This is a genomic window from Bradyrhizobium stylosanthis (assembly GCF_001641335.1).
In the GTDB taxonomy this organism is placed as follows: Bacteria; Pseudomonadota; Alphaproteobacteria; order Rhizobiales; family Xanthobacteraceae; genus Bradyrhizobium; species Bradyrhizobium stylosanthis.
Genome location: NZ_LVEM01000002.1, coordinates 1,458,994 through 1,482,412, shown reverse-complemented (window position 1 = coordinate 1,482,412; position 23,419 = coordinate 1,458,994). Strand labels below are relative to the sequence as shown.

Sequence of the window (23,419 nt, the reverse complement as noted above, 5' to 3'; positions counted from 1 at the left end):
CTTTGAGAGATTACTTCTTCTTGTCGCCGCCGGCGGGAGCCTTGGCAGCAGCCGCGGGAGCAGCAGCAGCCGGAGCCGCAGCGCCAGCCGCCGGAGCAGCCGCAGCGCCCGGAGCCGCGCCACCAGCAGCAGCCGCAGCAGCGGCCTTCTGCTCTTCGGCGTAGCCGGACGGCGGCACGATGGTGACGAGGGTCGCGTCCTCGCGGGTCAGCGCCTTCACGCCGGCCGGCAGCTTGATGTCGGCCAGATGCAGGGAGTGACCGATTTCGAGCGAGCCGACGTCGGCTTCGATGTACTGCGGAATGCTCTCGACACCGCACTCGAGCTCGATCGCGTGGGCGACGATGTTGACGGTGCCGCCGCGCTTCACGCCGGGCGAGCCTTCCGCCTTCACCACGTGCAGGGGCACGCTGATGCGGATGGTGGCGCCTTCGCCGAGCCGCATGAAGTCGACATGGATCGGGAAGTCCTTGACCGGATCGAGGTGGTAGTCGCGCGGAATCACGCGGTGCTTCTTGCCCTCGAGATCGATGTCCACCAGCGTGGTCAAGAACCGGCCGGCGAGGATGCGCTGGCGCAGTTCACGATCTTCGATCGAGATCGTGACGGGGGGCTGGTTGTTACCATAGATCACTCCGGGAACTCGCCCGGCGCGACGCTCAGCCCGGGCGGCCCCCTTGCCGCTCTTCGGACGTGCGGTCGCCTTCAATTCCTTGACGGTCGTCGCCATGTCGTTAAGTCCTTGTTTTTGCAAAAGTTAATGGGCCGCAGCGCGGCCCATGGCATCGTCCACAGCAAGCCTCCAGGGGTGCGGGGGCCGCGGACGTGGCGGGCTTTTACCCGGAAGATGCGGAAATGACAAGGAGAATGGGCTGGTGGGCGGCACGGAGTAGCCCGGATGGAGCGGAGCGAAATCCGGGGTCACACGCGCGGAACTGACCCGGATTGCGCTGCGCTCCATCCGGGCTACGGGGCCGGCATTACCCGCCGAGCTTGGCCTCCAGCGCCGCGATGCGCGCCTTCAGGGCCTCGTTCTCCTCGCGGGCGAGGCGGGCCATGTCCTTGACCGCCTCGAACTCCTCGCGCTTGACGAGGTCCATGTCGCGCAGGAATTTTTCGGCCTGGGTGCGCATCACGGTGTCGAACTCGCGCTTGACGCCCTGGGCCGCACCGGCGGCGTCGTTCATCAGGCGGCCGATCTCGTCGAAAAACCGGTTGTTGGTCTGGGTCATGTCGGTCTCCTGGCAGCCTGCCGATAAACTTTGCGCGAACGCGCAAAAGGACAATGGCAATCCGCAGCCTGGGGTTCAAGGGCGAAGCGGCGGTATCCTTGTCATGCCCCGGTTTCCTTGCAATCGTAATCAACGTCCCTGCATAACAAGAATCAGAAAGCGCACGAGATGATCGACCAGCAGATCGCGATCCCCACCAAGGACGGCCACACCGCAACTTTCATCAGCCATCCCGAACGTGGCGGCCCGTTCCCGGTCGTCCTGTTCTACATGGATGCGCCGGCGATCCGCGAAGAGCTGCGCGACATGGCGCGCCGGCTCACGACATCGGGCTATTACGTGATGCTGCCGAACCTGTATTACCGCTCCGGCGTGATGGAGCTCGGGGCACTGCCCGCCGATCCGAACGCGCCGGAACGCAAGCGCATGTTCGCACTGATGGGCTCGCTCACCATCCCGATGATCATGGACGACACGCGCGCGCTGCTCACTTATGCGGAAGGCCAGGCGGCGGCGAACACCAAGATCGTCGGCACCGTCGGCTATTGCATGAGCGGCCGTTACGCCGTCAACGCCGCCACGCACTTCCCCGATCGCGTCAAGGCCGCCGCCTCGGTCTACGGCACCCAGCTTGCGACCGATCAGGACGACAGCCCGCATCTCGCGGCGAGCAAGACCAAAGCGGAACTCTATTTCGCCTGCGCCGAGACCGACATCTACGCGCCCACGGAGATCATCGAGAAGGTCAAGCAGGGCATGAGCGGCGCGAAGGCCGAGGTCGAGATCTATCCCGGCACGCATCACGGCTTTGCCTTTCCCAAGCGCCCGGTCTACGACCGCGACGCCGCCGAGCGGCACTGGGAGCGGCTGCTGGCGCTCTACCGCCGCAATCTCGTCTAGACCATAGAAGGCGCGATGCCCTTTCTGCTCATCGACTTTCCCTCGTTCAGCCCGATCGCACTCCAGATCGGGCCGTTCGCGATCCGCTGGTACGCGCTCGGCTATATCTGCGGGATCACGATCGGCTGGCTCTATGCGCGCGCGCTGATCAAGAACGACAGGCTGTGGTCCGGTTCGTCGCCGATCAGCCTGGTGCAGATCGACGACTTCATCCTGTGGGTGACGCTCGGCATCATCGTCGGCGGCCGCACCGGTTACGTGCTGTTCTACAACCTGCCCTTCTTCATCGAGCATCCGGCCGCCATCTTCCGATTGTGGGAAGGCGGCATGTCGTTCCACGGCGGCTTCCTCGGCTGCGTCGTCGCGGTGATGTGGTTCGCCCGCAAGCACGGCATCTCGATCCTGTCGCTCGGCGACATCACCTGCGGCGTGGCGCCGATCGGGATTTTCCTGGTGCGGCTCACCAACTTCATCAACGGCGAATTGTGGGGCCGCGCCGCCGACCCCAGCCTGCCCTGGGCCATGATCTTTCCGACCGGCGGCGACGTGCCGCGCCATCCGAGCCAGCTTTATGAAGCGGGCATGGAGGGCCTGCTGCTGTTCATCGTGCTCGCCGTGATGATCCGCCGCGGCGCCCTGAAGCGGCCGGGGCTGATCCTCGGCAGCTTCATCCTGATCTACGGCCTGGCCCGGATCGTCGGCGAGCATTTCCGCGAGCCGGATGTCCAGCTCGGCTACCTCTGGGGCGGATTAACCATGGGTATGCTGTTGTCGATCCCGATGCTTATTGTCGGCCTCGTACTTATTGTATTGGCAGTGAGGCGCGGTGCGCCGAAGCCTGCAGAGGCCATTCGTTAATTTCTTTCGAGAAGATGGACCGTGACCGAACAGCCGCTACTCAACGAGATCAAGGCGCTGATCAAATCGTCAGGCCCCATGCCGGTCTGGCGGTACATGGAACTGTGCCTGATGCATCCGCGCTACGGCTATTACGTCTCGCGCGATCCCCTGGGGCGTGAAGGCGACTTCACCACCGCGCCCGAGGTCAGCCAGATGTTCGGCGAGCTGCTCGGACTGTGGACCGCCTCGGTGTGGAAGCAGATGGGCTCGCCGCAATTCCTGCGGCTGATCGAGCTCGGCCCAGGCCGCGGCACCATGATGGCGGATGCGCTGCGCGCGCTCCGCGTGTTGCCGCCGCTGTACCAGGCGCTCCACATCCACATGGTCGAGGTCAATCCCGTGCTGCGCGAGCGGCAGGCTGCGACGCTGTCCAGCGTGCGCAACATCACCTGGCACGACAGCATCGACGACGTGCCGGAGGGACCGAGCGTCATCCTCGCCAACGAATATTTCGACGTGCTGCCGATCCACCAGATGGTCCGCCACGAGAATGGCTGGCACGAGCGCGTGATCGAGATCGATCCGAACGGCAGGCTGCAGTTCGGCGCGGCCGCCGAGCCGACGCCGCGCTTCGACGTGCTGCTGCCGCCCTTGGTGCGCGCCGCGCCCGTCGGCGCAGTGTTCGAATGGCGGCCGGACGGCGAGGTCATGAAGCTCGCCACGCGCGTGCGCGACCAGGACGGTGCGGCACTGATCATCGATTACGGCCATCTGCGCAGCGACGCCGGCGACACCTTCCAGGCGATCGCGCGCCACACCTTCACCGATCCCTTGAAGGCGCCGGGCCAGGCCGACGTCACCGCCCATGTCGACTTCCAGGCGCTCGCGCGTGCGGCGGAAGACGTCGGCGCCCGCGTGCACGGTCCGGTGACGCAGGGCGACTTCCTCAAGCGTGTCGGCATCGACACCCGCGCCGCCGCCCTGATCCAGAAGGCGACGCCCGAGGTCGCCACCGACATTTCGGTCGCGCTCAAGCGCCTCACGGACACGGGGCGCAGCGGCATGGGCTCGATGTTCAAGGTGCTCGGCATCTCCGAGCCGCGGCTGACAGGCATTGCCGGCCTCAGCGATTTGGAACGTGCCGGAGGGAATGGATGACGCTCACTTCGTCGCTGCTATCGGCGGTGCCAGGCCTGCGCCATGCCTTCTTCACGCGTGAAGGCGGCGTCTCCGGCGGCATCTATGCCGCGCTGAACGGTGGGCTCGGCTCCAACGACGATCAGACCCTGGTTGCGGAGAACCGCCGCCGCATGGCCGAGCATGTCGGCGTCGGACCGGAACGCTTCCTCAGCCTGCACCAGATCCATTCGCCCGACGTGCTCGTCGCCGAGTTGCCGTGGCCGAGCGGACCGCGGCCGAAGGGCGACGCGCTGGTGACGAAGACGCCCGGCATCGCGCTCGGCGTCTCCACCGCCGATTGCGGACCGGTGCTGTTCGTCGATCCCAATGCGCGCGTGATCGGCGGTGCGCATGCCGGCTGGAAGGGCGCGCTCACGGGCGTGCTCGAAGCGACGATCTCCGCGATGGAAAAACTCGGCGCCACGCGCAGCGGCATCATCGCCGCGATCGGCCCGTTGATCCGCCAGGACAGCTACGAGGTCGGCAACGAGTTCGTGGCGCGCTTCATCGAGGCGGACGCGGACAACGCCGTGTTCTTCATGCCGTCGGTGCGCGAAGGACACGCGATGTTCGACCTCGCCGGCTTCATCCGGACGCGGCTGGAAGCCGCCGGCATCCTGATGATCGACGATCTCGGCCTCGACACCTACGCCGACGAACGTTTCTTCAGCTACCGCCGCTCGGTGCATCGCAAGGAGCCGGATTACGGCCGCCACGTTCACGCAATCGCGCTCGAAGCGTGAACACACAGGCAACTCCGTGTCATTCCGGTGCGAGATGACAGTGGCCTGTGTCGCCGCCGCCCTAGACGTTAATGCGTTTTAACGATATCGCTGCCCTCCATAATGAGGGACGCGTCATTCATCCTGGGCCGTGCGGGTTCGCGCGTGCTGGCGGTCATGCTGCTGGCGGCTGCGGCCGCGCTGGGCGGCTGCGCCGGGGGCGGCGGCACTGCCGCCAACTCCTATGCGATGGCGCCGAGCACCGGCTCGGGAGCGACCGTGGCGTTCGAGTCCATCGACGGACCGCCGCCGCAGGTGTTCGACCGCATGGTCGGCGTGCTCGACAGCGAATCCAAGCTGCGCAGCCTGTCCGTGGTCTCCCGCGAGGGGACGGCCGCCTATCGCGTGCGCAGCTACCTTTCCGCCCAGGTGGTGCGCGGCAAGACCGTGATCGCCTGGGTCTGGGACGTCTACGACGCCAACCAGCAGCGGGCGCTGCGCCTGTCCGGCGAGGAACCCACCTCGGCCAAGGGCGGCCGCGATCCTTGGCAAGCTGCCGACGATCTCGTGCTGCGGAAGATCGCCCAGGCCGGATTCAGCGGACTTTCCAACATGATCAACGGCACGCCAGATGTCCCGAACACGGCTCCCGGCCTGCGGGGACCCGCCGTGGCGAGCGCCATTCCGGCCGCGCCCGCGCCCGAGATGCCGGCCTCGGCGCTGGGCTATGCCGCGCAATAACCCCCGCTAAACCACGGGCCCAGTTTGCAGCCAAGCCGTTGGCCCGACTCAGGATTTCAAAGGGAAAACGTAGCATCCCGGGTTGCCATTGCAGGCCTCGGCCTGATATTTCCTCGCCCGTCGTAACCGTGCTGCCAGTGGGTATTCTGTGATGTTGAACGTCGTATCCAGCAAAGCGCGGGAGGAAGCGTCCATGTCGGCCAAGAACGGCTCCATCAAGCTTGTCGCCGGCAACTCCAATCCGGCTCTCGCCCAGGCCATCGCCCAGGGCCTCGACATGCCGCTGACCAAAGCGGTGGTCCGGCGCTTCGCCGACATGGAGATCTTCGTCGAGGTCCAGGAAAACATCCGCGGCTCGGATGCCTTCATCATCCAGTCGACCTCGTTCCCGGCGAACGACAATCTGATGGAACTGCTGATCATCACCGACGCGCTGCGCCGCTCCTCGGCGCGCCGCATCACCGCGGTGATCCCCTATTTCGGCTATGCCAGGCAGGACCGCCGCTCCGGCTCGCGCACGCCGATCTCGGCCAAGCTCGTCGCCAACCTGATCAGCCATGCCGGCGTCGATCGCGTCATGACGCTCGACCTGCATGCCGGCCAGATCCAGGGCTTCTTCGACATCCCGACCGACAATCTGTTCGCTGCCCCGCTGATGGTGCGCGACATCCGCGAACGTTTCGACCTCAGCAAGGTGATGGTGGTCTCGCCCGACGTCGGCGGCGTGGCCCGTGCGCGCGGCCTCGCCAAGCGCATCAACACCCCGCTCGCGATCGTGGACAAGCGCCGCGAGCGTCCGGGTGAGTCCGAAGTCATGAACGTGATCGGCGACGTCTCCGGCTACAGCTGTATCCTGGTCGACGACATCGTCGACTCCGGCGGCACGCTGGTGAACGCGGCCGACGCGCTGATCGCCAAGGGTGCCAAGGACGTCTACGCCTACATCACCCACGGCGTGCTCTCCGGCGGCGCGGCCGCCCGCATCGCGGGCTCCCGGCTGAAGGAGCTCGTGATCACCGACTCGATCCTGCCGACGGAAGCGGTGACCAAGGCGCCGAACATCCGCACGCTGCCGATCGCCAGCCTGATCTCGGACGCGATCGCGCGCACCGCCGCAGAAGAGTCGGTGTCGAGCCTGTTCGACTAGCTTCTCCGATCCCTAGAGGTCTCGTTGGGTGGGCAGGCGCGAAGCGCCGTGCCCACCTTTTCTTCTTGTAGGGAGGTGGTGGGCACGCTTGCGCTTTGCCCACCCTACGGCAGGGTGCCTACCCGACGATCCCCGCCGCGACCTGGCCGCGCAGGCGCTCCAGGCCGTGCAACGTCTCCGCACAGGCAGCCGCAACCTCGACGCCCTTGATGGCAAAGTGCCTGCGGAAGAAATCGTAGTGCACCTCGGTCTCGTGGAATTGCTGCGGCGTCAGCACGGCCGAGAACACCGGCACCTCGGTGCGCAGCTGCACGTCCATCAGCGCCTTGATCACGGTGTCGGCGACGAACTCGTGGCGATAAATGCCGCCGTCGACGACGAGGCCGGCCGCGACGATCGCGGTGTAGCGCCGCGTCTTGGCGAGGAGCTGCGCGTGCAGCGGGATCTCGAACGAGCCCGGCACCTCGAACACGTCGACATGGGTGAGGTGGCGCGCCTCGGCCTCCTTCATGAAGGCGATGCGGGCTTCCTCGACCACGTCGCGGTGCCAGCAGGCCTGCACGAAGGCCACCCGCTGCGGCTTGGCAAAGCGTGGATGCTCCCGCACCGGGTCTTGTGGAACCGGCGGTTGAGCGACTTCAGAAGCTTCGGTTTGGGGATCTTGCAACATCTGATTCATGGCTTTCCTCTCGAGGACCAGAATCAGGGCACACGGAACGACAAACAGCCGCATCCTGACGATGCGTCTGCCACCGACCGTTCTCTTTCATCCGGACTTTAACCGTCGGCTTCGGAGTTGCACCGAATCTGCTGACCCTTCCCTTCGGGAAAATCCTTTTCAGGAAACCCCTTCGAGGAAGGCGCTCGCGGGCTTAGGCCTTTCGGCCCTTACCGCCGGTGGGGACTTTCACCCCGCCCTGAGAACATCGGCCGTCCGGAATGAACGGCCTGAGGCGAAATATGACGCCGCGCGGCGGCCGCAGCAAGCGTGTTCCGCATGGGGAATCCGCATGGTCCCATGCCGGCGCGGCGGGAGCGGCCTCGCGGGGCGGAATTAACGATTGGCCGGCCGGCTCGAATCCGATTCCGGTTTGTTCTCCTCCATCCGGATCGGGACCCTGCTGCGTTAATAATTGTGGCGGAGATGAGCTGTGGACGAACGAGTCCTGGCTTGTGGACGGACTCGCGACCCCGTTGCGCAGATTCCGCAAATCACATCACTTGATCCGCGACAGGCCCGCGCTGATCCGAGCGATCGCAACAGCGACATTGAGGGAGCGTGCCGGGCCGACCGCGTGCGTATCAAAGACAACAAGAAGGCAAGAGGTCGAGACGGCATGTCCCTGCTCGAAGGCACTATCGATTCCAGAAGCCATCCGCTCGCGGTGGTCGAGGACATCGCTGCCAGCAACAACTGGCCGTTCGAACGCTCCGGCGAAGACGAGCTGACCATTGTCTCCAAGGGACAATGGACCGACTACCAGATCTCCTTCACCTGGATGGGCGAGATCGAAGCGCTGCATCTGGCTTGCGCGTTCGACATGAAGATTCCGCTCGCGCGGCGTGGCGAGGTGCAGCGGCTCGTCGCCGCCGTCAACGAGCAGCTGTGGGTCGGCCATTTCGATCTGTGGACCAACACCGGCATGGTGATGCACCGCCAGGCGCTGGTGCTGCCGGGCGGCCTCACCGCCTCGACCGCGCAATGCGAAGCCATGCTCGCCGGCGCAATCCACGCGTGCGAACGTTACTTCCCGGCGTTCCAGTTCGTGGTGTGGGCCGGCAAGACCACCGCACAGGCCATGGACGCCGCGATGTTCGATACGGTGGGTGAGGCGTAAGGCTTTCTTGAACACACGGTGAGGGTAGCATAGCTCCATCCTCATCGTCGTCCCGGCCTAGTGCGCAATTGCGCACAGGGGCCGGGACCCATACCGCGTGATTTCACCGTATCGCGCGATCCTTGTTGCCAACACCTCCATCCATTAGAACCACTCGTGGTTATGGGTCCCGGCCTTCGCCGGGACGACACCGTGGTGACAGCGATGGCAAACAGCACCCTTCAAAACATCACCGGCACCATCCTGCTCGCCGGCGCCGGCAAGATGGGCGGCGCGATGCTGACCGGATGGCTTGCGGGCGGACTCGACCCGCGCCGCGTCGCGGTGGTGGACCCGTTCATCTCGCCGGAGATCACCGCGCTCGCCGCCAAGGGCGTCGCGCTCAATCCCGATGTGACGGCCGCAGGCCGGGTCGAGACGATGGTCGTCGCGGTGAAGCCGCAGATGTTCCGCGAGGCCGGCGCGAAGCTGAAATCGTTCGTCTCGGAGAAGACTTCGGTGGTCTCGATCATGGCGGGCACCACCATCGCATCGCTCGAAGAGGTCTGCGGCGGCGCCGTGGTGCGCGCGATGCCGAATACGCCGGCCGCCATCGGCCGCGGCATCACCGTGGCTGTCGCGGCGAACAACGTCAGCGCGGGTCAGCGCGCGGTGGCCGACGCGCTGCTGCGCGCCACCGGCTCGGTGGAATGGGTCGAGGATGAAAGCCTGATGGACGCGGTGACCGCCGTGTCCGGCTCGGGCCCGGCCTATGTGTTCCTGCTCGCCGAGGAGCTTGCACGGGCCGGCGTCGAGGCGGGCCTGCCCGAGGCGCTCGCAACGAAGCTCGCGCGCGAGACCGTCGCCGGCTCCGGCGAGCTGCTGCACCAGTCGGAGCTTCCCTCGGCTACGCTGCGCCAGAACGTCACCTCGCCCGGCGGCACCACGGCCGCGGCGCTCGGCGTGCTGATGGGCGAGCCTGGTTTGCGCGATCTGATGATCCGCGCGATCGCGGCGGCGACGAAGCGGTCGAAGGAATTGGCGAAGTAGGCAGATCAGGAGCGCGCTTCGGCCCCGATGGGCGGCCGGATGCGAGGCGATCCCGGCTGTTGCCGACAGGGAGAGCGACCCGTGAACCTCCACGCGAAACTTCTCGAACGACAAGCCAGCGGTCGCCCCATCAGGATCGGGCTGATCGGAGCAGGCAAATTCGGTGCGATGTACCTGCATCAGGTCTTGCGCACACCGGGCGTCCATCTCGTCGGAATTGCGGACCTGTCACCCGCGCGCGCCCGCGAAAACTTGAGCCGGGTCGGCTGGCGGGCGGAGCAATTCGCAGCAAGCTCGCTGGACGATGCGCTCAAGACCGGCACGACCTTCCTGACCGACGACTGGGAGGCGTTGGTGAAGTGCGACGGCATCGAGCTGATCGCCGAGTGCACCGGCAACCCCGTGGCGGCGGTCGAACACTGCCTCGGCGCCTTTGCTGCGGGCAAGGCGGTCGTCAACGTGACCGTCGAGGCCGATGCCTTCTGCGGACCGATCCTTGCGCAAAAAGCGCGGCAAGCCGGCGTGATCTACAGCCTCGCCTATGGCGATCAGCCGGCGCTCGCCTGCGATCTCGTCGATTGGGCGAAGGCCTGCGGTTTCCCGGTCGTGGCGGCGGGCCGCGGCCACAAGTGGATGCCGCACTATCGGGAATCGACGCCCGAAACGGTCTGGGATCACTGGGGACTCACCGCCGAGCAAGCCGCGCGCGGCGGCATGAATCCGAAAATGTTCAACGCGTTCCTCGACGGCTCCAAGCCGGCGATCGAATCCGCCGCGATCGCGAACGCAACCGGGCTGCAGGCGCCCTCGCAAGGCCTCGCCTTCCCGCCGGGATCGGTCGACGACATCCCGACGCTGATGCGTCCCCGTTCCGAGGGTGGCGTGCTGGAATCCAAGGGCCAGGTCGAAGTCGTGTCCTGCCTGACAGCTGAGGGCAAACCGATCCCCAACGACATCCGCAAGGGCGTCTGGGTCTGTTTCGAGGGCGACAGCGAGTACATCCGCAACTGCTTCCAGGAATACAGCGTCGTCACCGATCCCAGCGGCCGCTACATGAGCTCCTACAAGAAGTGGCATCTCATCGGTCTGGAGCTCGGCATTTCAGTCGCCTCGATCGCCCTGCGCAAGGAGGCGACAGGCGTCGCGACCACGTTCAACGCCGATGTCGCCGCGACGGCCAAGAAGGATTTGCGCGCAGGAGATACGCTGGACGGAGAAGGCGGCTACACCGTCTTCGGTAAGCTGACGCCGGCGAGCACGTCGCTGGCCAAGGGCTATCTGCCGCTCGGCCTTGCGCACAATGTGCGATTGACGAGGCCGGTCGCGAAGGACGCCTGCATCACCTGGGCCGATGTGGCGATCGACGAGACCCTGCCGGCCGTGCGTGTCCGGAGGGAGCAGGAAGCGTTCTATGCGTCAGCGGCGACACGTAGGGTGGGTTAGGCGAAGCCGTAACCCACCATGCTTCTTCGGTTGCGCATCGAAATTGGTGGATTACGCTTCGCTAATCCACCCTACGACACCGAGCCCTTCTACGCCCCGAGCCGCTTGTTGAACATTGCGACATTCACCAGCCCGCGCGCGTGGCGGCCCTCGCCGAGCTTGCGCGTTCCCTCGAACGCCTCGACCTCGAAGCGGATGACGCGGCGCTCGACCGCGACCACCTTCGCGGTGGTCCGTACCGTCGCGCCGACGAGGCTTGCTGCGAGATGGCGGATGTCGACCTCGGTGCCGACCGTGACCCAGCCCGGCTGGAGCGCCGAGCGGATCGCATCGCCCGACGTCATCTCCATCTCGAGGATCATCATCGGCGTCGCATAGACCATCGGCATGCCCGGCACGAAATGCCCGACCGTGCGCTCCACCGGGACCACCAGCGTGCGCTCGGCGCTCATGCCTGTCGTGATGAAGTCGCGTGCGTCCATGGTGCCGACCTCGTCGTCCTGGACAAGCGAGCAAAGCGAGCGCCGATCCAGGACCCATTACCCCGACTGCATATGGTTCGCGTGGTCGAAACCACGACCTACCGCAACAACTGCCGCTTGGGGTAATGGGTCCTGGCTTTCGCCAGGACGACAGTTGCGTGTGTTGCTACCGCCGGCAGGGCCTACTTCTTCGCCGCCGCCGCGCGCTCAACAAACGTCTTGCCGCCCTTCATCTTGTGGCGGAGCGGGGCTTCGTTGATCTGGATGACGACGGCATCGGCGTCGACGCCGAGATTCTTCACCAGTGCCTGCGTGATGTCGCGCATCATGCCGGCCTTCTGCTCGTCGGTGCGGCCTTCGGCCATGCTGACGGTGATCTCAGGCATTGTTCTCTCCCTTGCGGCCGAATACCGGCCGTTTCCTGCTGCTGTCGCGATGACCGGGCACACCCCGGTGCTTCATGAAGGAGCGCATCAAACAGGACGCGGATGCCCGGGACAAGCCCGGGCATGACGATCCCAGCGAATGGCTAGCCCCAGCTCACGTCATGGCGCGCCAGCACCTCGCGGACTTTCGCCACGAGATCGGCTTCGCTGCACGAGAACTGCGCCGGACGGGTCTCGCGCCATTCCTGGTTGGAGGCGATCGCGGCGGCCGCCTTCGCGCCTTCGATCAGATCCTTGATCTGCAGCTCGCCGCGCGCCTTTTCATCCGAGCCCTGGATGATGACGCAGGGTGAGTTGCGGCGGTCGGCATATTTGAGCTGGTTGCCCATGTTCTTGGGATTGCCGAGATAGAGCTCGGCGCGGATTCCCGCGCTGCGCATGGACGCCACCATCTTCTGGTAGTCCGCGACGCGGTCACGGTCGAACACGGTGACGACGACGGGCCCGAATTCGGGCCGGGTGTCGAGCTTGCCGAGCAAGGTCAGCGCGGCCTGGAGGCGCGAGACGCCGATCGAGAAGCCGGTCGCCGGCACCGGCTCGCCGCGGAAGCGCGAGACCAGGCCGTCGTAACGCCCGCCGCCGCCGACGGAGCCGAACCGCACCGGGCGGCCCTTCTCGTCCTTGGTCTCGAGCAGCAGTTCGACCTCGTAGACGGGGCCGGTGTAATATTCGAGGCCGCGGACGACGGACGGATCGATCTTGATACGGTCCGCGCCGTAACCCGACGCCGTGACCAGTTTTGCAATCTCTTCCAGCTCGCTCACGCCGGCCTGACCGACCTGGCTCTTGGCGAGGTAGGTTTCCGCCGCGGCAATCGCCTCTTTCCAATCCTCGCGCGGCTTGGTGATGGCGAGAACGACGTCGGCTTCGGCTTCGCTCAGATTGGCGCCCTTGGTGAAGTCGCCCTTGCCTTCCTCGCCGCCATCCCATCGTCCGGGGCCGAGCAGCTTGCGCACTTCGTCGGCGGAGAACTTGTCGAGCTTGTCGATCGCGCGCAACACCGTCAGCCTGCGCGCAGCGTTCTCGTCACCGCCGAGCCCGATGGCTTCGAGAACGCCGTCGAGCACCTTGCGATTGTTGACCTTCACGACATAGGAGCCGCGCGCGATGCCGAGCGCTTCCATCGTGTCCGCGGCCATCATGCAGATCTCGGCGTCCGCCGCCGGCGTCGCCGAGCCGACCGTGTCGGCGTCGAACTGCATGAACTGGCGGAAGCGGCCGGGGCCCGGCTTCTCGTTGCGGAAGACGTAGCCGACGCGGTAGCTGCGATAGGGCAGGACCAGGCCGTCGGTGCCGTAGCGCTCGCCGACATAGCGGGCGAGCGGCGCGGTCAGGTCGTAGCGCAGGCTGATCCACTGCTCGTCGTCGTCCTGGAACGAGAACACGCCCTCGTTCGGGCGGTCCTGGTCGGGCAGGAACTTGCCGAGCGCGTCGGTGTATTCCATCGCCGGCGTCTCCACCGGCTCGAAACCATAGAGCTCGTAGACGGCGCGGATCTTCTCGACCATCTCGCGCGTCGCCCGGATCGCGGCGGGATCGCGATCCTCGAGCCCGCGCGGCAGGCGCGCCTTCAGTTTCTGGGGTTTTTTGGGTTTTTCGGCCATGCGGGCGTTTACCAGCCGGGGCCGGTCGCGGCAACCGGTGCCTTTCCCCTCTCCCCTTGCGAGAGAGGGTGCCTCGCGGAGCGAGGCGGGTGAGGGGTTCTATCCGGGAGCACGATCGCGCGTGGAGACAGCCCCTCATCCGGCGCTTCGCGCCACCTTCTCCGCAAGGGGAGAAGGAAGAAAGCGCCTACGGCTGCTCCATCCTTGCCCTCAGGGCATCGGCATCCGCCTTGGGCAGCGATTTCAGCGTCGGCTTGATGGTTTCGCCGCCGACGATCTTGCCGTTGCGCATGAACATCCAGTCCGAGATGTCGGCCTCGGTGAATTTGACCTGGTCGCCGGCATGCTTGCCCGGCAGATCGCGCGGCTCGTTGGCGAACAGGCCCGAATAGGTCCCGCCGGGCTGCTTCTTCACCTCGCCGATCCAGATGTGCTCGCCGCCCTTGCGGGTCGTAAAGCGCACCTTCAGCGCATGGCCGGTCTCGGACGGTTTTGGTGCCTCGTAAGAAGCCCAGAAGGCCGGGAGCGTGCCGCGAGCGCGCGCGATCGCGGCGTTCATTTCGGGATCCGTGGTGCGGACGTCGACGATCGGCGAGCGGTCTTGCGCTGCGACCTCGTGCGTCGGGCCTATGGTCAGGATGCCGAAAACGGAGATGCCGGTGATGGCGGCGAGAACGACCCATTTCATGGGCTGGGAGAGTTTGGTTGCCATGATCGCGATTCCAGGGATGCTCGTTGTGTCCTGGCTTTGTCGCGTGGTCATAGTGAGGCGTTCATGACTATCGGCTGGCGTTCCCCGGATGCTGCGCAACGCGCCGCGACTTCGCGGCGTGGTGCGCTGCTGATCCGGGGTCCATCTGCGGAGACATGGGTCCCGGCTCTGCGGCGCACGCTGAAGGAGCGCTGCGCCGCGCCCGGGACACGAGGCCTCAAAACACCTTGCGGATCCAGTTGTGCGGATCGTTGGTGCGGCCGTACTGGATGTCGACGAGCTGCTTGCGCAGGCCCATGGCGACGGGGCCGGCGGCGCCGCCCGAGATCTCGAAATCGCCGCTGACCGAACGCACCTTGCCGATCGGCGAGATGACGGCGGCGGTGCCGCAGGCAAAGGCCTCCTTCAGCCTGCCCGAGGCCGCATCCTTGCGCCACTGGTCGAGCGAGTACGGCTCCTCGCGCACCGTCTTTCCGGCATCGCGGGCGAGCGCGATGATGGAATCGCGGGTGATGCCGGGCAGGATGGTGCCGAGCGGCGGCGTCGAGAGCGAGCCGTCGTCGAACACGAAGAACACGTTCATGCCGCCGAGCTCCTCGATGTACTTGCGTTCGACCGCATCGAGGAAGACGACCTGGTCGCAGCCGTGCTGGATCGCTTCGGCCTGGGCGCGCAGGCTCGCGGCATAATTGCCGCCGCACTTGACGGCGCCGGTGCCGCCGATCGCGGCGCGCGTGTAGTTCTCCGACACCCAGATCGAGACCGGGGCGGGGCCGCCCTTGAAGTAGGAGCCGACAGGCGATGCGATCACCGCGAAGATGTATTCGGACGACGGCTTGACGCCGAGGAAGGTCTCGCTCGCGATCATGAAGGGACGCAGATAGAGGCTGCCCTCGCCGCCCGGCATCCAGGCGCGGTCGATGCGCACGACCTGCTCGACCGCCTCGATGAAGACGTCCTCGGGGATCTGCGCCATCGCCATGCGGTCAGCGGAGTCCATGAAGCGCCGCGCATTGGCGTCGGGGCGGAACAGGTTCACGCCGCCGTCGTCGCGCTTGTAGGCCTTGAGGCCTTCGAAGATTTCCTGGGCGTAGTGCAACACCGCGCCGGCCGGATCCATCTGGAAGTTGGCGCGTGCCTCGATCTTCGCCTCGTACCAGCCGCCCTTGGCCTGGTTGTAGCGGACGATCGCCATGTGGTCGGTGAAGACCCGCCCGAAGCCGGGGTCCACCAGCTTGGCGACGCGGTCCTTCTCGGGGGTCGGATTTGTTGCGGGCTGGATGTCGAATTTCATAGTCATGTCCTTGCCTCCCGCTGCCGGTAGCGGCGCTGTTCTGGCGCCCGCCTGCCCGCTTCCGGGCCCGGCTGGCTTGATTGGGTTTCTGGCCGGACCGCCGCCAGCCATGTTACGGCCGGTTTCCGTGGCCAGCATGTCCGCCGAGGACATGCTTTTGCGGAAGGCGGAAGTCCAGTATGTTTTGCCGAAATGCCGCTCGACAATCGCACGGTAGATCTGCTTCGGCCGTCGCCGCCTGTCCGGCTCTCTCTGGCCGCCCTGCTACGATGCCACCCGACGCGGAACGATCTAAAATTTCGTGCGGGTCGATCGTTTTGTAACATTGAACCCAAGATACGTCAATATGCCTGACATAAATTTCGCGACTTCCTCTCAAGACGCTGCCGAGCCGCGGCCGGCCGCAGGCGATGGAGGCAATTTGCGCTGGGATATCATCGAGCTGCTGTTCTTCGCCTATCGCGATTTCGTCGGCGATCCCGACCAGGAGCTGGAGGCGTTCGGCTTCGGCCGGGCTCATCACCGGGTCATGCACTTCGTCTATCGCTATCCCGGCCTGAAGGTCGCCGACCTGCTCGACGTCCTGCGCATTACAAAACAGTCGCTCGGCCGGGTGCTCAAGCAGCTCCTGGACGAGGGCTACATCGTGCAGAAGACCGGCGACAATGATCGCCGCCAGCGCCTGCTCTACGCGACGCCGAAGGGCGAGACGCTGGTGCAGAAGCTCGCCGGCCTGCAGACCACGCGGATCACCAAGGCGCTCGCCGAGATGAGTCCCGAGGATGCGGAGACGGTGAAGCGCTTCCTGCGCGCCATGATCGATCGCGACGATCCGGACAAGGTGCTCGAGACGATCTTCGCTTCCGTCAACCACGACGCCAAGGAGTGACCGTGCCGCTCGCAGCCACGCTCGCCCGTCCGCCGGTGCAGCCCGCCGACGACGCCCCGCATCTGCTGCTGGTCGACGACGACCGCCGCATCCGCGATCTGCTCTCGCGCTTCCTCGCCGCCGAGGGCTATCGCGTGACAACAGCCGCAAGCGCCGGCGATGCGCGCTCGAAGCTGCTCGGCCTGCATTTCGATCTCCTGATCCTCGACGTCATGATGCCCGGCGAGACCGGCTTCGACCTCGCCCGTTTCATCCGCACCTCGTCCTCGGTGCCGATCGTGATGCTGACGGCGCGGCACGAGGCCGAAGCACGCATCGAAGGCCTGCAGATCGGCGCCGACGATTACGTCGCAAAGCCGTTCGAGCCGCGCGAGCTCGCGCTGCGCATCAACAACATCCTCAAGCGCGCCGCGCCGCCGCCGCAGGCCGCAGCGGTCGACAAGATCGCGTTCGGTCCCTACGTCTACCATCTCGATCGCGGCGAATTGCGCCAGGGCGAGGAGGTCATCCACCTCACCGACCGCGAGCGCGAGATGCTGCGCATTCTCTCGGAGACGCCGGGCGAGACCGTGCCGCGCAGCGCGCTGACCGGCAATGGCAGCGTCAACGAGCGCGCAGTCGACGTGCAGATCAACCGTCTCAGGCGCAAGATCGAGACCGATCCCGCCAATCCGCTGTTCCTGCAGGCAGTGCGCGGCATCGGCTATCGCCTGGTGGCCTCGCCATAGATCAGTGAACCGCGACCGATGAGCACGATCGACACCAGCCTGACGCTGCTCAAGAGCGCGGCGGGCCGCGTTTCCGCCGCGAACGGCTGGATGGGCAACGCATTCAAGGGCTGGATGCCGACCGGCCTCTATGCCCGCGCGCTCCTCATCATGATCGTGCCGATGGTGATCCTGCAGTCGGTCGTCGCCTTCGTGTTCATGGAGCGGCACTGGAACACGGTGACGCGCCGCCTGTCGGCCGCGGTGGTGCAGGACATCGCCGCGCTGATCGACGTCTACAAGGGCTATCCGCAGGACAAGGATCGCGACCAGATCAAGCGCATCGCCCAGCAGCGCCTCGGCCTCGTCGTCGACTTCCTGCCCGCCGGCGACATGCCGCCGCCGGGACCGAAGCCGTTCTTCTCGCTGCTCGACCAGACGCTGTCGGTGCAGCTCGGCCGCCAGATCGGGCGCTCGTTCTGGATCGACACCGTCGGCCGCTCCAACCTGGTCGAGATCCGCATCCAGCTCGACGATGCCGTGATGCGCGTGTTCGCGCAGCGCAGCGCCGCTTACGCTTCGAATTCGGAGATCTTCCTGTTCTGGATGGTCGGCACGTCCTCGATCCTGCTGATCGTCGCGGTGCTGTTCCTGCGCAACCAGATCAAGCCGATCCTTCGCCTTGCGGACGCCGCCGAGAGTTTCGGCAAGGGGCGCGAGGCGCCGAACTTCAGGCCGCGCGGCGCGCGCGAGGTACGGCGCGCGGCGGTCGCATTCCTGGAGATGAAATCGCGCATCGAACGCACGATGGAGCAGCGCACCGCGATGCTCGCCGGCGTCAGCCACGATCTGCGCACCATCCTGACCCGCTTCAAGCTGGAGCTGGCGCTGATCGGCGACAGCCCCGAGATGGAAGGCATGCGCAAGGACGTCGACGAGATGTCGATGATGCTGGAGGATTATCTCGCCTTCGCCCGCGGCGATTCCGGCGAGCAGTCGCAGCCGACCGACATGGCGCAAGCGCTCGAGGAGCTGCGCAGCGACGCCGAGCGCCACGGCCACACCGCGACCGTCGCCTTCAACGGCCTGCCCGTGGTGACGGTGAAGCCGGCCTCGTTCAAGCGCTGCCTCGCCAACCTCGTCACCAACGCCGCGCGCTACGGCAAGGCGATCGCCATCACCGGCCAGCGCGATCACCGTTATTTGACCGTCACGGTCGACGACGACGGCCCCGGCATTCCCGCCCATCTGCGCGAAGAGGTGTTCAAGCCGTTCCTGCGGCTGGACAACGCGCGCAACCAGGACGAAGGCGGCACCGGCCTTGGCCTCGCGATCGCACGCGACATCGCGCGCTCGCATGGCGGCGACATCACGCTGGGTGACAGCCCGATGGGCGGGTTGCGGGCGAGCGTGAGGATACCGGTGTAGCTTTTCTTACCTCGCCCCGCTTGCGGGGAGAGGTCGAATTCGATCGCAGATCGAATTCGGGTGAGGGGGTACAGGTCCCTCGACGATCTCATTCGCGGAGAGAGGCCCCCTCTCCCCGTAAGAACGGGGCGAGGGAGCGCAGCGGCTTCGGAGCGACAAGCCCTACTTCGGCAGCAGCGCCTTCAGCTTGTCCATGTCGCGCACGTTCATCTTGAAGCCGCCGGGCATCACGATGTCGCCGGGCTTCTGGTCCGCCTTGCAGGCGCCCAGCCATTTGGCTTGCACCGTCATGGTGCTATCGCGCCCCGCGGCGCCGGCGACGCCGCCTTGCGCGTGCGAGTTGGACTTCACCGTATAGGCCGAATTGAAATCGCCGGTGATCTCGGCATGCGAGGTCGTGCTGACGCCGGCGACGCTGCACTCGGAATCGCTGACATAGCCGGTCGCGGTCTTCTTGATCTCCTGCTTGGCGCAGATCTGCTTGGCCATCGGGGAGACGTTGTTGCTCATCTCCTTGTCGACGGTCTCGTCGGTGCAGTGCTGCATGGTCATCTCGGGCACGGGCGAGCCGGTCGTGACCAGCTTCAGTTCCCAGAGGCCGGCCTTGCGCACCGGCAGATCGTCGGCGCAGGCGATGCCTGCCGACAAGGCAAAGCAAATGGCCGAGCCGAGCAAAGCGAGTTTGCGCGTCATGTGAGTAGGCTCCCGGCTGAGAAAGTACGGCGCCGCGACGGCGCCTCAGTACAGCGTGCGGATCGGCCGTTCGGCGGCGCCATAAGGCACCCAGCGGCAGGAGAACGAGATGTATCCGCCCTCATAGGCCTGCACGCCCAGGAATTTGACGACCTTGCCGTAGCGCGCGCAGTGATCGACCGCGACCTGCCGCGCATCGACCTGGGTCGCCATCGAATAGGCGATGATGCCGCCGGTGTCGTTGCCCTTGAACGGAGGCACCGGGAGGAGATCGGCGCGCGCCGGCTGGCTCGCCATCATACCCAGGGCAAGAAGGCCCGCGGCCGCAATGATTCGCATTCCCGTCACTCCAATTGGTTGGCGCCAGTTTACGGTGCCGGGACGGAAGTGAAAAGAACCGAAGGGCGGCGGCTGCGGCGTTATGATCAACTCCTGGCCAAGTGTTGCCGCGCTGCACTTGACCTCCCCTGGCCTTCGCGGCACCGTCCGGGCTTCGCAAGACCCAGCTGTCCGGATTGCCCATGCGCGCCCTCACCCTGAAATCGCTCCGCTTCGCCGCCCTGCTCGGCCTCATGTTCGGGGCGCTCTCGCTCGGCGAGGCCAAGGCCGCCAATCCGCTGGAGCTGAACTTCTGGCTGAGCGGGCCGCGCTATGACGGCGCCGTCGCCGACTGCGACAAGGCGCTGCCGACGATCGCCACCCAGTTCTGGGAGAAGGAAAGCTCCTTCTGGAATTCCCCGTTGAAGATCACGGGCTTCTCGGCCGTTCACGAGGTCGCCTTCCGGCCCTGGCAGTCCGACAACATTCCGCGCCGCTATTGCACCGGCGAGGCCATGCTCACCGACGGCAAGGTGCGCAAGGTGCACTTCTCGATCATCGAGGACGGCGGCTTTGCCGGCTACGGCAACGGTGTCGAATGGTGCGTGGTCGGGCTCGACCGCAACTGGGCCTACAACCCGGCCTGCCGCGCCGCCAAGCCGTGAAGCCCTGCGCCTGATTCGGCCCGATCAAGCGGCCGGACGGCACTGGCGACAATTTTGTTCTTGAAATGTTCCTGTTGCCTGCTAGGCTCGTTTGCACAGTCTAGTTGAGGGGCGTTGCCATGTTTCATTCCAGATTGCATTCGTTCTCCCGCCTGATGATCTCGCTGACCCTCGCTGCCGCCTTGGCAACCCTCGCCGGCGGCGCGAAGGCGCAGGACAAGCGGCAGAACGCGCCCGGCGAATTCGATTTCTATGTGCTGTCGCTGTCATGGTCGCCCTCGTTCTGCGAGGAAGCCGCCGAGCGCGGCCGCAATTCGCAGATCCAGTGCAGCGGCCGGCCCTATGCCTTCGTGGTGCACGGGCTGTGGCCGCAATATGAGAACGGCTTTCCGGAATATTGCCAGCGGCCGGCGCCGCGGCTGAATCGCAGCATCGTCTCCTCGATGCTCGACCTGATGCCGGCACCGGGCCTGATCTTCAACGAGTGGGACAAGCACGGCACCTGCTCGGGGCTCGCCGATCGCAGCTATTTCGAGACGATCCGCAAGGCGCGCGCCGCGATCAAGATCCCGGCCGAATATCTCGATTTGTCGCAGGCCAAGACGGTCGCGCCCGGCGATGTCGAGGAGGCCTTCATCAAGGCCAATCCGGGCCTCAGCAGTGCTGCCGTCTCGGTCACCTGCAACCGGACGCGGCTGTCCGAGGTGCGCATCTGCCTCAGCAAGGACCTGCAATTCCGCGCCTGCGAGGAAATCGACCGCCGCGCCTGCCGCCGCGACCACGTGACGATGCCGCCGATCAGGGGTGGGTAGAGCAAATGCTCGTGCCCTGGCCCCAGCGCAGCGTCTCTTTGACGATGCGCTGCAGAGCCGGGGCCCATGCTGCACAGGAATCCGTGGTCCCTGGGTCCCGGCTCTGCGCCGCAGCGCTCACGCGTTGCACCGCGTCCAGGACACGTGATCGTGCCTCTTTGCTCAGGCCATCACGTGGCGTAGTGCTCTTCCCATGAACTATCGCCACGCCTTCCATGCCGGCAACTTCGCCGATGTCATCAAGCACATCGTGCTGGCGCGCATCATCACCTATCTGCAGGACAAGCCGGCCGCGTTTCGTGTCATCGACACCCATGCCGGTGCCGGGCTCTACGATCTCGAAAGCGACGAGGCGCGGCGTGGCGGCGAGTGGCTGACCGGCATCGCGCGGCTGATGCAGGCGCGTCTGTCGAACGACACCGTGGCGCTGATCAAGCCGTATCTCGACATCGTTCGCGCCTTCAATCCGAAGGGCGAGCTCAAGGCTTATCCGGGCTCGCCGCTGATTGCGCGCGGCCTGCTCAGACCACAGGACCGCCTCGTCGCCTGCGAACTCGAGCCGAAGGCGCGCAAGGCGCTGATCGACGTGCTGCGCCGCGACGAGCAGGCGCGCGTGGTCGATCTCGACGGCTGGATGGCGCTGCCGGCCTTCGTGCCGCCGAAGGAACGGCGCGGACTCGTGCTGATCGATCCGCCGTTCGAGGCAAAGGACGAGTTCGAGCGGCTGGGCGAAGCGTTCGCGACAGCCTTCACGAAATGGCCGACCGGTATCTATGTAATCTGGTATCCCGCCAAGAGCCGGCGTGCCACCGACACGCTGGCGCAATCCGTGGCGCGCCTCGCAGCCGCAGCAAAGCCGCCGGGCAAATGCCTGCGCCTTGAATTCAGCGCTGCACCGCAAGCCGATGGCGGGCCTCTCACCTCGACCGGGCTCTTGATCGTCAATCCGCCCTACACGCTGCAAGGCGAGCTCAAGACTATCCTGCCCGAGCTGGAAATGCCGCTCGGCCAGGGTGGTGCTGCCAGATTCCGATTAGAGGTACCCAAACAGTCGTAACACTCCGGCATTCTTGGGAAAAATATGCAGTAGCCATAGTCAATCTGCAAAGAACCGTATTATGCTGTTTCCGTGACTGGCTTTACGTTCCGCTTCCGCGAATGGTTGCGGCGGAGTGAAGGCCTAAGAAAGATCCCGCCGGACCGATGAGGCCCGACGAAGGATGGCCAGCTCTCCCGGGCTTCGTAAGGCCCGGTCATGTTGCGACGTGCGTCTGCGTCGCGACGGAGGAGCAATGAGGGGGAGTTTCCCGATGGCCATGACGGGAACAGTTAAGTTCTTCAACGGCGAGCGCGGCTACGGTTTCATCAAGCCTGATGACGGCGGTCGCGACGTCTTCGTTCATATTACGGCTGTAGAGCGTGCGGGACTGAAAGATCTTGCCGAAGGACAGCGCATTACTTTTGAAGTCGAACCGGACAAGAAGGGAAAGGGACCCAAGGCGGTCAACCTTGTGATCCTGTCCTAGCGGGCTAGCCCGGCGAAACGCCTGACGCGAAAGCACCTGTCGCGAAAGTACTTGGTGCGAAAGTATCTGGCGCAAAAAAATCCCGGCCGCGAGCGGCCGGGAGGCTGTGGTCCGGTATTTTCTTCTTCAGCTATCAGAAGTGATAGTTCACGCCTGCGCGCACAACGCTGGCGCTATAGCCGTTTGACACGCCCGTAATTGCAAACTGACTCGTCGACAGATCGATGTAGAGATATTCGAGCTTGGCGCTCCAGTTCGGCGCGAAGCCGACTTCCGCACCGGCACCGATGGTCCAGCCCGCGGTCGTGTGCGACTCGGTCCAGCCGAAGGTCTGCGCACGCAGCTCGCCGAAGGCGAGACCGGCGGTGGCGTAGAACAGCACGTTGCTGAAGGCGTAGCCGGCGCGGCCACGCAGGGTGCCGAACCACGGATTGGAGAACTTCCACGGCGCGAAGGTGTCATCGGCACCTGCGGCCTGGATGTCACCCTCGACGCCGAACACAAACGGGCCGTTCTGGAAATTGTAGCCGGCCTGCACGCCGCCGGTGAAGCCGGACGGCTTGACCGGGCTGTTGCTGACAGAACCCCATTCATAGCCGATGTTGCCGCCGAGATAGGGACCGGCCCAGCTATACGCATTCAGCGGCTGGTTCACGGTATAGGGGGCACGCCCGCCATAGTTCATATCGGCGGCCTCTGCCGAAGCTGTCCAGCCGGCAGCAACCAACGCGGCTGCGCCCACGACCAACCCCTTCATCACACTCTCCAACGC

Annotated in this window: 27 protein-coding genes and 1 riboswitch; of the genes, 16 read left to right on the top strand and 11 right to left on the bottom strand. The window is 65.5% G+C overall.

The genetic code is table 11. The annotated features are described in order from the left end of the window. Nucleotides 1-10: 10 nt before the first annotated feature. Together A7X65_RS18895 and A7X65_RS18890 are read right to left on the bottom strand one after the other, a co-directional pair. Nucleotides 11-730: a 50S ribosomal protein L25/general stress protein Ctc gene (locus A7X65_RS18895; RefSeq protein ID WP_063687308.1), complete on the bottom strand. Its 720-nt coding sequence runs from the start codon at nt 728-730 to the stop codon at nt 11-13. A 250-nt stretch (nt 731-980) separates the two neighbouring features. Then, nucleotides 981-1,232 carry an accessory factor UbiK family protein gene (locus tag A7X65_RS18890; RefSeq protein WP_007596812.1) on the bottom strand — a complete coding sequence of 84 codons (252 nt, stop codon included), beginning with the start codon at nt 1,230-1,232 and terminating at the stop codon, nt 981-983. A gap of 168 nt (nt 1,233-1,400) precedes the next feature. On the opposite strand from A7X65_RS18890, the gene A7X65_RS18885 reads away from it, so the two are divergent. The 6 genes from A7X65_RS18885 to A7X65_RS18860 all read left to right on the top strand — a co-directional run bounded on the left by A7X65_RS18885 (nt 1,401) and on the right by A7X65_RS18860 (nt 6,761). Then, nucleotides 1,401-2,132, top strand: a complete 732-nt coding sequence (locus A7X65_RS18885) for a dienelactone hydrolase family protein (RefSeq protein WP_063687306.1) — start codon at nt 1,401-1,403, stop codon at nt 2,130-2,132. A 15-nt stretch (nt 2,133-2,147) separates the two neighbouring features. Beyond that, nucleotides 2,148-2,990, top strand: coding sequence for a prolipoprotein diacylglyceryl transferase (lgt, locus tag A7X65_RS18880; protein ID WP_063687305.1), 843 nt, complete (start codon nt 2,148-2,150; stop codon nt 2,988-2,990). A 21-nt stretch (nt 2,991-3,011) separates the two neighbouring features. Then, nucleotides 3,012-4,130 carry a class I SAM-dependent methyltransferase gene (locus A7X65_RS18875; protein WP_063687304.1) on the top strand — a complete coding sequence of 373 codons (1,119 nt, stop codon included), beginning with the start codon at nt 3,012-3,014 and terminating at the stop codon, nt 4,128-4,130. After that, the gene (pgeF, locus tag A7X65_RS18870; RefSeq protein WP_063687303.1) at nt 4,127-4,894 is read left to right on the top strand and encodes a peptidoglycan editing factor PgeF; all 768 of its coding nucleotides are present in this window, start codon (nt 4,127-4,129) and stop codon (nt 4,892-4,894) included. The genes A7X65_RS18875 and pgeF overlap by 4 nt, the downstream gene beginning before the upstream one ends. A gap of 102 nt (nt 4,895-4,996) precedes the next feature. Continuing rightward, a complete protein-coding gene (locus tag A7X65_RS18865) occupies nt 4,997-5,614 on the top strand; it encodes a hypothetical protein (RefSeq protein ID WP_063687302.1) in 618 nt (205 codons plus the stop codon). A 193-nt stretch (nt 5,615-5,807) separates the two neighbouring features. Then, a complete protein-coding gene (locus A7X65_RS18860; protein ID WP_063687301.1) occupies nt 5,808-6,761 on the top strand; it encodes a ribose-phosphate pyrophosphokinase in 954 nt (317 codons plus the stop codon). A 118-nt stretch (nt 6,762-6,879) separates the two neighbouring features. Here the strand turns inward: A7X65_RS18860 and A7X65_RS18855 are convergent, their stop codons facing one another. After that, nucleotides 6,880-7,440 carry a 6,7-dimethyl-8-ribityllumazine synthase gene (locus A7X65_RS18855; protein WP_063687821.1) on the bottom strand — a complete coding sequence of 187 codons (561 nt, stop codon included), beginning with the start codon at nt 7,438-7,440 and terminating at the stop codon, nt 6,880-6,882. 75 nt (nt 7,441-7,515) lie between these two features. Then, nucleotides 7,516-7,690, bottom strand: a riboswitch (FMN riboswitch). A 408-nt stretch (nt 7,691-8,098) separates the two neighbouring features. On the opposite strand from A7X65_RS18855, the gene A7X65_RS18850 reads away from it, so the two are divergent. From A7X65_RS18850 to A7X65_RS18840, 3 genes are all read left to right on the top strand, one after another. Then, nucleotides 8,099-8,599, top strand: coding sequence for a type III secretion system chaperone family protein (locus tag A7X65_RS18850; RefSeq protein ID WP_063687300.1), 501 nt, complete (start codon nt 8,099-8,101; stop codon nt 8,597-8,599). 204 nt (nt 8,600-8,803) lie between these two features. Beyond that, on the top strand, nt 8,804-9,628 hold the full coding sequence (gene proC, locus A7X65_RS18845) for a pyrroline-5-carboxylate reductase (protein WP_063687819.1): 825 nt from the start codon (nt 8,804-8,806) through the stop codon (nt 9,626-9,628). An 81-nt stretch (nt 9,629-9,709) separates the two neighbouring features. Beyond that, entirely contained in the window at nt 9,710-11,071 is a 1,362-nt protein-coding gene (locus A7X65_RS18840; RefSeq protein ID WP_063687298.1) for an NAD(P)H-dependent oxidoreductase, read from the top strand. 89 nt (nt 11,072-11,160) lie between these two features. Here the strand turns inward: A7X65_RS18840 and A7X65_RS18835 are convergent, their stop codons facing one another. From A7X65_RS18835 to A7X65_RS18815, 5 genes are all read right to left on the bottom strand, one after another. Then, the gene (locus A7X65_RS18835) at nt 11,161-11,553 is read right to left on the bottom strand and encodes a thioesterase family protein (protein WP_063687296.1); all 393 of its coding nucleotides are present in this window, start codon (nt 11,551-11,553) and stop codon (nt 11,161-11,163) included. A 182-nt stretch (nt 11,554-11,735) separates the two neighbouring features. Then, on the bottom strand, nt 11,736-11,990 hold the full coding sequence (locus tag A7X65_RS18830) for a tautomerase family protein (RefSeq protein WP_283806164.1): 255 nt from the start codon (nt 11,988-11,990) through the stop codon (nt 11,736-11,738). Nucleotides 11,991-12,082: 92 nt separating this feature from the next. Next, the gene (hisS, locus tag A7X65_RS18825) at nt 12,083-13,603 is read right to left on the bottom strand and encodes a histidine--tRNA ligase (protein ID WP_063687294.1); all 1,521 of its coding nucleotides are present in this window, start codon (nt 13,601-13,603) and stop codon (nt 12,083-12,085) included. Between the two features lie 187 nt (nt 13,604-13,790). Next, on the bottom strand, nt 13,791-14,315 hold the full coding sequence (locus A7X65_RS18820; protein ID WP_063687292.1) for a YegJ family protein: 525 nt from the start codon (nt 14,313-14,315) through the stop codon (nt 13,791-13,793). A gap of 217 nt (nt 14,316-14,532) precedes the next feature. Further along, nucleotides 14,533-15,615, bottom strand: a complete 1,083-nt coding sequence (locus tag A7X65_RS18815; protein ID WP_063687290.1) for a branched-chain amino acid aminotransferase — start codon at nt 15,613-15,615, stop codon at nt 14,533-14,535. Nucleotides 15,616-15,955: 340 nt separating this feature from the next. Here A7X65_RS18815 and A7X65_RS18810 point away from each other — a divergent pair, with 340 nt between their 5' ends. The 3 genes from A7X65_RS18810 to A7X65_RS18800 are packed head-to-tail and all read left to right on the top strand — an operon-like array spanning nt 15,956 to nt 18,633. Next, nucleotides 15,956-16,498, top strand: coding sequence for a MarR family winged helix-turn-helix transcriptional regulator (locus tag A7X65_RS18810; RefSeq protein ID WP_063687288.1), 543 nt, complete (start codon nt 15,956-15,958; stop codon nt 16,496-16,498). Further along, nucleotides 16,495-17,226, top strand: coding sequence for a response regulator (locus A7X65_RS18805; RefSeq protein ID WP_063687286.1), 732 nt, complete (start codon nt 16,495-16,497; stop codon nt 17,224-17,226). Before A7X65_RS18810 ends, A7X65_RS18805 begins: the two co-directional genes overlap by 4 nt. 18 nt (nt 17,227-17,244) lie before the next feature. Next, nucleotides 17,245-18,633, top strand: a complete 1,389-nt coding sequence (locus tag A7X65_RS18800; protein WP_063687285.1) for an ATP-binding protein — start codon at nt 17,245-17,247, stop codon at nt 18,631-18,633. A 162-nt stretch (nt 18,634-18,795) separates the two neighbouring features. Here the strand turns inward: A7X65_RS18800 and A7X65_RS18795 are convergent, their stop codons facing one another. Beyond that, nucleotides 18,796-19,326: a DUF3617 domain-containing protein gene (locus tag A7X65_RS18795; RefSeq protein ID WP_063687284.1), complete on the bottom strand. Its 531-nt coding sequence runs from the start codon at nt 19,324-19,326 to the stop codon at nt 18,796-18,798. A 45-nt stretch (nt 19,327-19,371) separates the two neighbouring features. Beyond that, entirely contained in the window at nt 19,372-19,665 is a 294-nt protein-coding gene (locus A7X65_RS18790; RefSeq protein ID WP_063687283.1) for a hypothetical protein, read from the bottom strand. A 182-nt stretch (nt 19,666-19,847) separates the two neighbouring features. Between A7X65_RS18790 and A7X65_RS18785 the strand changes: the two genes are divergently transcribed. The 4 genes from A7X65_RS18785 (at nt 19,848) to A7X65_RS18770 (ending at nt 22,647) form a co-directional block, all read left to right on the top strand. Beyond that, nucleotides 19,848-20,309, top strand: coding sequence for a hypothetical protein (locus A7X65_RS18785; RefSeq protein ID WP_063687282.1), 462 nt, complete (start codon nt 19,848-19,850; stop codon nt 20,307-20,309). Between the two features lie 119 nt (nt 20,310-20,428). After that, nucleotides 20,429-21,121 (top strand): ribonuclease T2 family protein, encoded by a 693-nt coding sequence (locus tag A7X65_RS18780; RefSeq protein WP_063687281.1) that lies wholly within the window; start codon nt 20,429-20,431, stop codon nt 21,119-21,121. A 193-nt stretch (nt 21,122-21,314) separates the two neighbouring features. Further along, a complete protein-coding gene (locus tag A7X65_RS18775) occupies nt 21,315-22,178 on the top strand; it encodes a 23S rRNA (adenine(2030)-N(6))-methyltransferase RlmJ (RefSeq protein ID WP_063687280.1) in 864 nt (287 codons plus the stop codon). Between the two features lie 253 nt (nt 22,179-22,431). After that, entirely contained in the window at nt 22,432-22,647 is a 216-nt protein-coding gene (locus A7X65_RS18770; protein WP_008544396.1) for a cold-shock protein, read from the top strand. 133 nt (nt 22,648-22,780) lie between these two features. Here A7X65_RS18770 and A7X65_RS18765 read toward each other — a convergent pair whose 3' ends face one another. Continuing rightward, on the bottom strand, nt 22,781-23,404 hold the full coding sequence (locus A7X65_RS18765) for an outer membrane protein (RefSeq protein WP_063687278.1): 624 nt from the start codon (nt 23,402-23,404) through the stop codon (nt 22,781-22,783). Between the last annotated feature and the right edge of the window lie 15 nt (nt 23,405-23,419).

What these genes read in the sequence shown, in the direction of transcription:
- lgt (WP_063687305.1), top strand. Translation starts at nt 2,148, where the DNA reads ATGCCCTTTCTGCTCATCGACTTTCCCTCGTTCAGCCCGATCGCACTC.
- A7X65_RS18785 (WP_063687282.1), top strand. Translation starts at nt 19,848, where the DNA reads ATGCGCGCCCTCACCCTGAAATCGCTCCGCTTCGCCGCCCTGCTCGGC.
- A7X65_RS18780 (WP_063687281.1), top strand. Translation starts at nt 20,429, where the DNA reads ATGTTTCATTCCAGATTGCATTCGTTCTCCCGCCTGATGATCTCGCTG.
- hisS (WP_063687294.1), bottom strand. Translation starts at nt 13,603, where the DNA reads ATGGCCGAAAAACCCAAAAAACCCCAGAAACTGAAGGCGCGCCTGCCG.
- A7X65_RS18835 (WP_063687296.1), bottom strand. Translation starts at nt 11,553, where the DNA reads ATGGACGCACGCGACTTCATCACGACAGGCATGAGCGCCGAGCGCACG.
- A7X65_RS18790 (WP_063687283.1), bottom strand. Translation starts at nt 19,665, where the DNA reads ATGCGAATCATTGCGGCCGCGGGCCTTCTTGCCCTGGGTATGATGGCG.
- proC (WP_063687819.1), top strand. Translation starts at nt 8,804, where the DNA reads ATGGCAAACAGCACCCTTCAAAACATCACCGGCACCATCCTGCTCGCC.
- A7X65_RS18795 (WP_063687284.1), bottom strand. Translation starts at nt 19,326, where the DNA reads ATGACGCGCAAACTCGCTTTGCTCGGCTCGGCCATTTGCTTTGCCTTG.
- A7X65_RS18765 (WP_063687278.1), bottom strand. Translation starts at nt 23,404, where the DNA reads ATGAAGGGGTTGGTCGTGGGCGCAGCCGCGTTGGTTGCTGCCGGCTGG.
- A7X65_RS18815 (WP_063687290.1), bottom strand. Translation starts at nt 15,615, where the DNA reads ATGACTATGAAATTCGACATCCAGCCCGCAACAAATCCGACCCCCGAG.
- A7X65_RS18885 (WP_063687306.1), top strand. Translation starts at nt 1,401, where the DNA reads ATGATCGACCAGCAGATCGCGATCCCCACCAAGGACGGCCACACCGCA.
- pgeF (WP_063687303.1), top strand. Translation starts at nt 4,127, where the DNA reads ATGACGCTCACTTCGTCGCTGCTATCGGCGGTGCCAGGCCTGCGCCAT.
- A7X65_RS18890 (WP_007596812.1), bottom strand. Translation starts at nt 1,232, where the DNA reads ATGACCCAGACCAACAACCGGTTTTTCGACGAGATCGGCCGCCTGATG.
- A7X65_RS18855 (WP_063687821.1), bottom strand. Translation starts at nt 7,440, where the DNA reads ATGAATCAGATGTTGCAAGATCCCCAAACCGAAGCTTCTGAAGTCGCT.
- A7X65_RS18865 (WP_063687302.1), top strand. Translation starts at nt 4,997, where the DNA reads ATGAGGGACGCGTCATTCATCCTGGGCCGTGCGGGTTCGCGCGTGCTG.
- A7X65_RS18775 (WP_063687280.1), top strand. Translation starts at nt 21,315, where the DNA reads ATGAACTATCGCCACGCCTTCCATGCCGGCAACTTCGCCGATGTCATC.
- A7X65_RS18810 (WP_063687288.1), top strand. Translation starts at nt 15,956, where the DNA reads ATGCCTGACATAAATTTCGCGACTTCCTCTCAAGACGCTGCCGAGCCG.
- A7X65_RS18860 (WP_063687301.1), top strand. Translation starts at nt 5,808, where the DNA reads ATGTCGGCCAAGAACGGCTCCATCAAGCTTGTCGCCGGCAACTCCAAT.
- A7X65_RS18820 (WP_063687292.1), bottom strand. Translation starts at nt 14,315, where the DNA reads ATGGCAACCAAACTCTCCCAGCCCATGAAATGGGTCGTTCTCGCCGCC.
- A7X65_RS18895 (WP_063687308.1), bottom strand. Translation starts at nt 730, where the DNA reads ATGGCGACGACCGTCAAGGAATTGAAGGCGACCGCACGTCCGAAGAGC.
- A7X65_RS18770 (WP_008544396.1), top strand. Translation starts at nt 22,432, where the DNA reads ATGGCCATGACGGGAACAGTTAAGTTCTTCAACGGCGAGCGCGGCTAC.
- A7X65_RS18850 (WP_063687300.1), top strand. Translation starts at nt 8,099, where the DNA reads ATGTCCCTGCTCGAAGGCACTATCGATTCCAGAAGCCATCCGCTCGCG.
- A7X65_RS18800 (WP_063687285.1), top strand. Translation starts at nt 17,245, where the DNA reads ATGAGCACGATCGACACCAGCCTGACGCTGCTCAAGAGCGCGGCGGGC.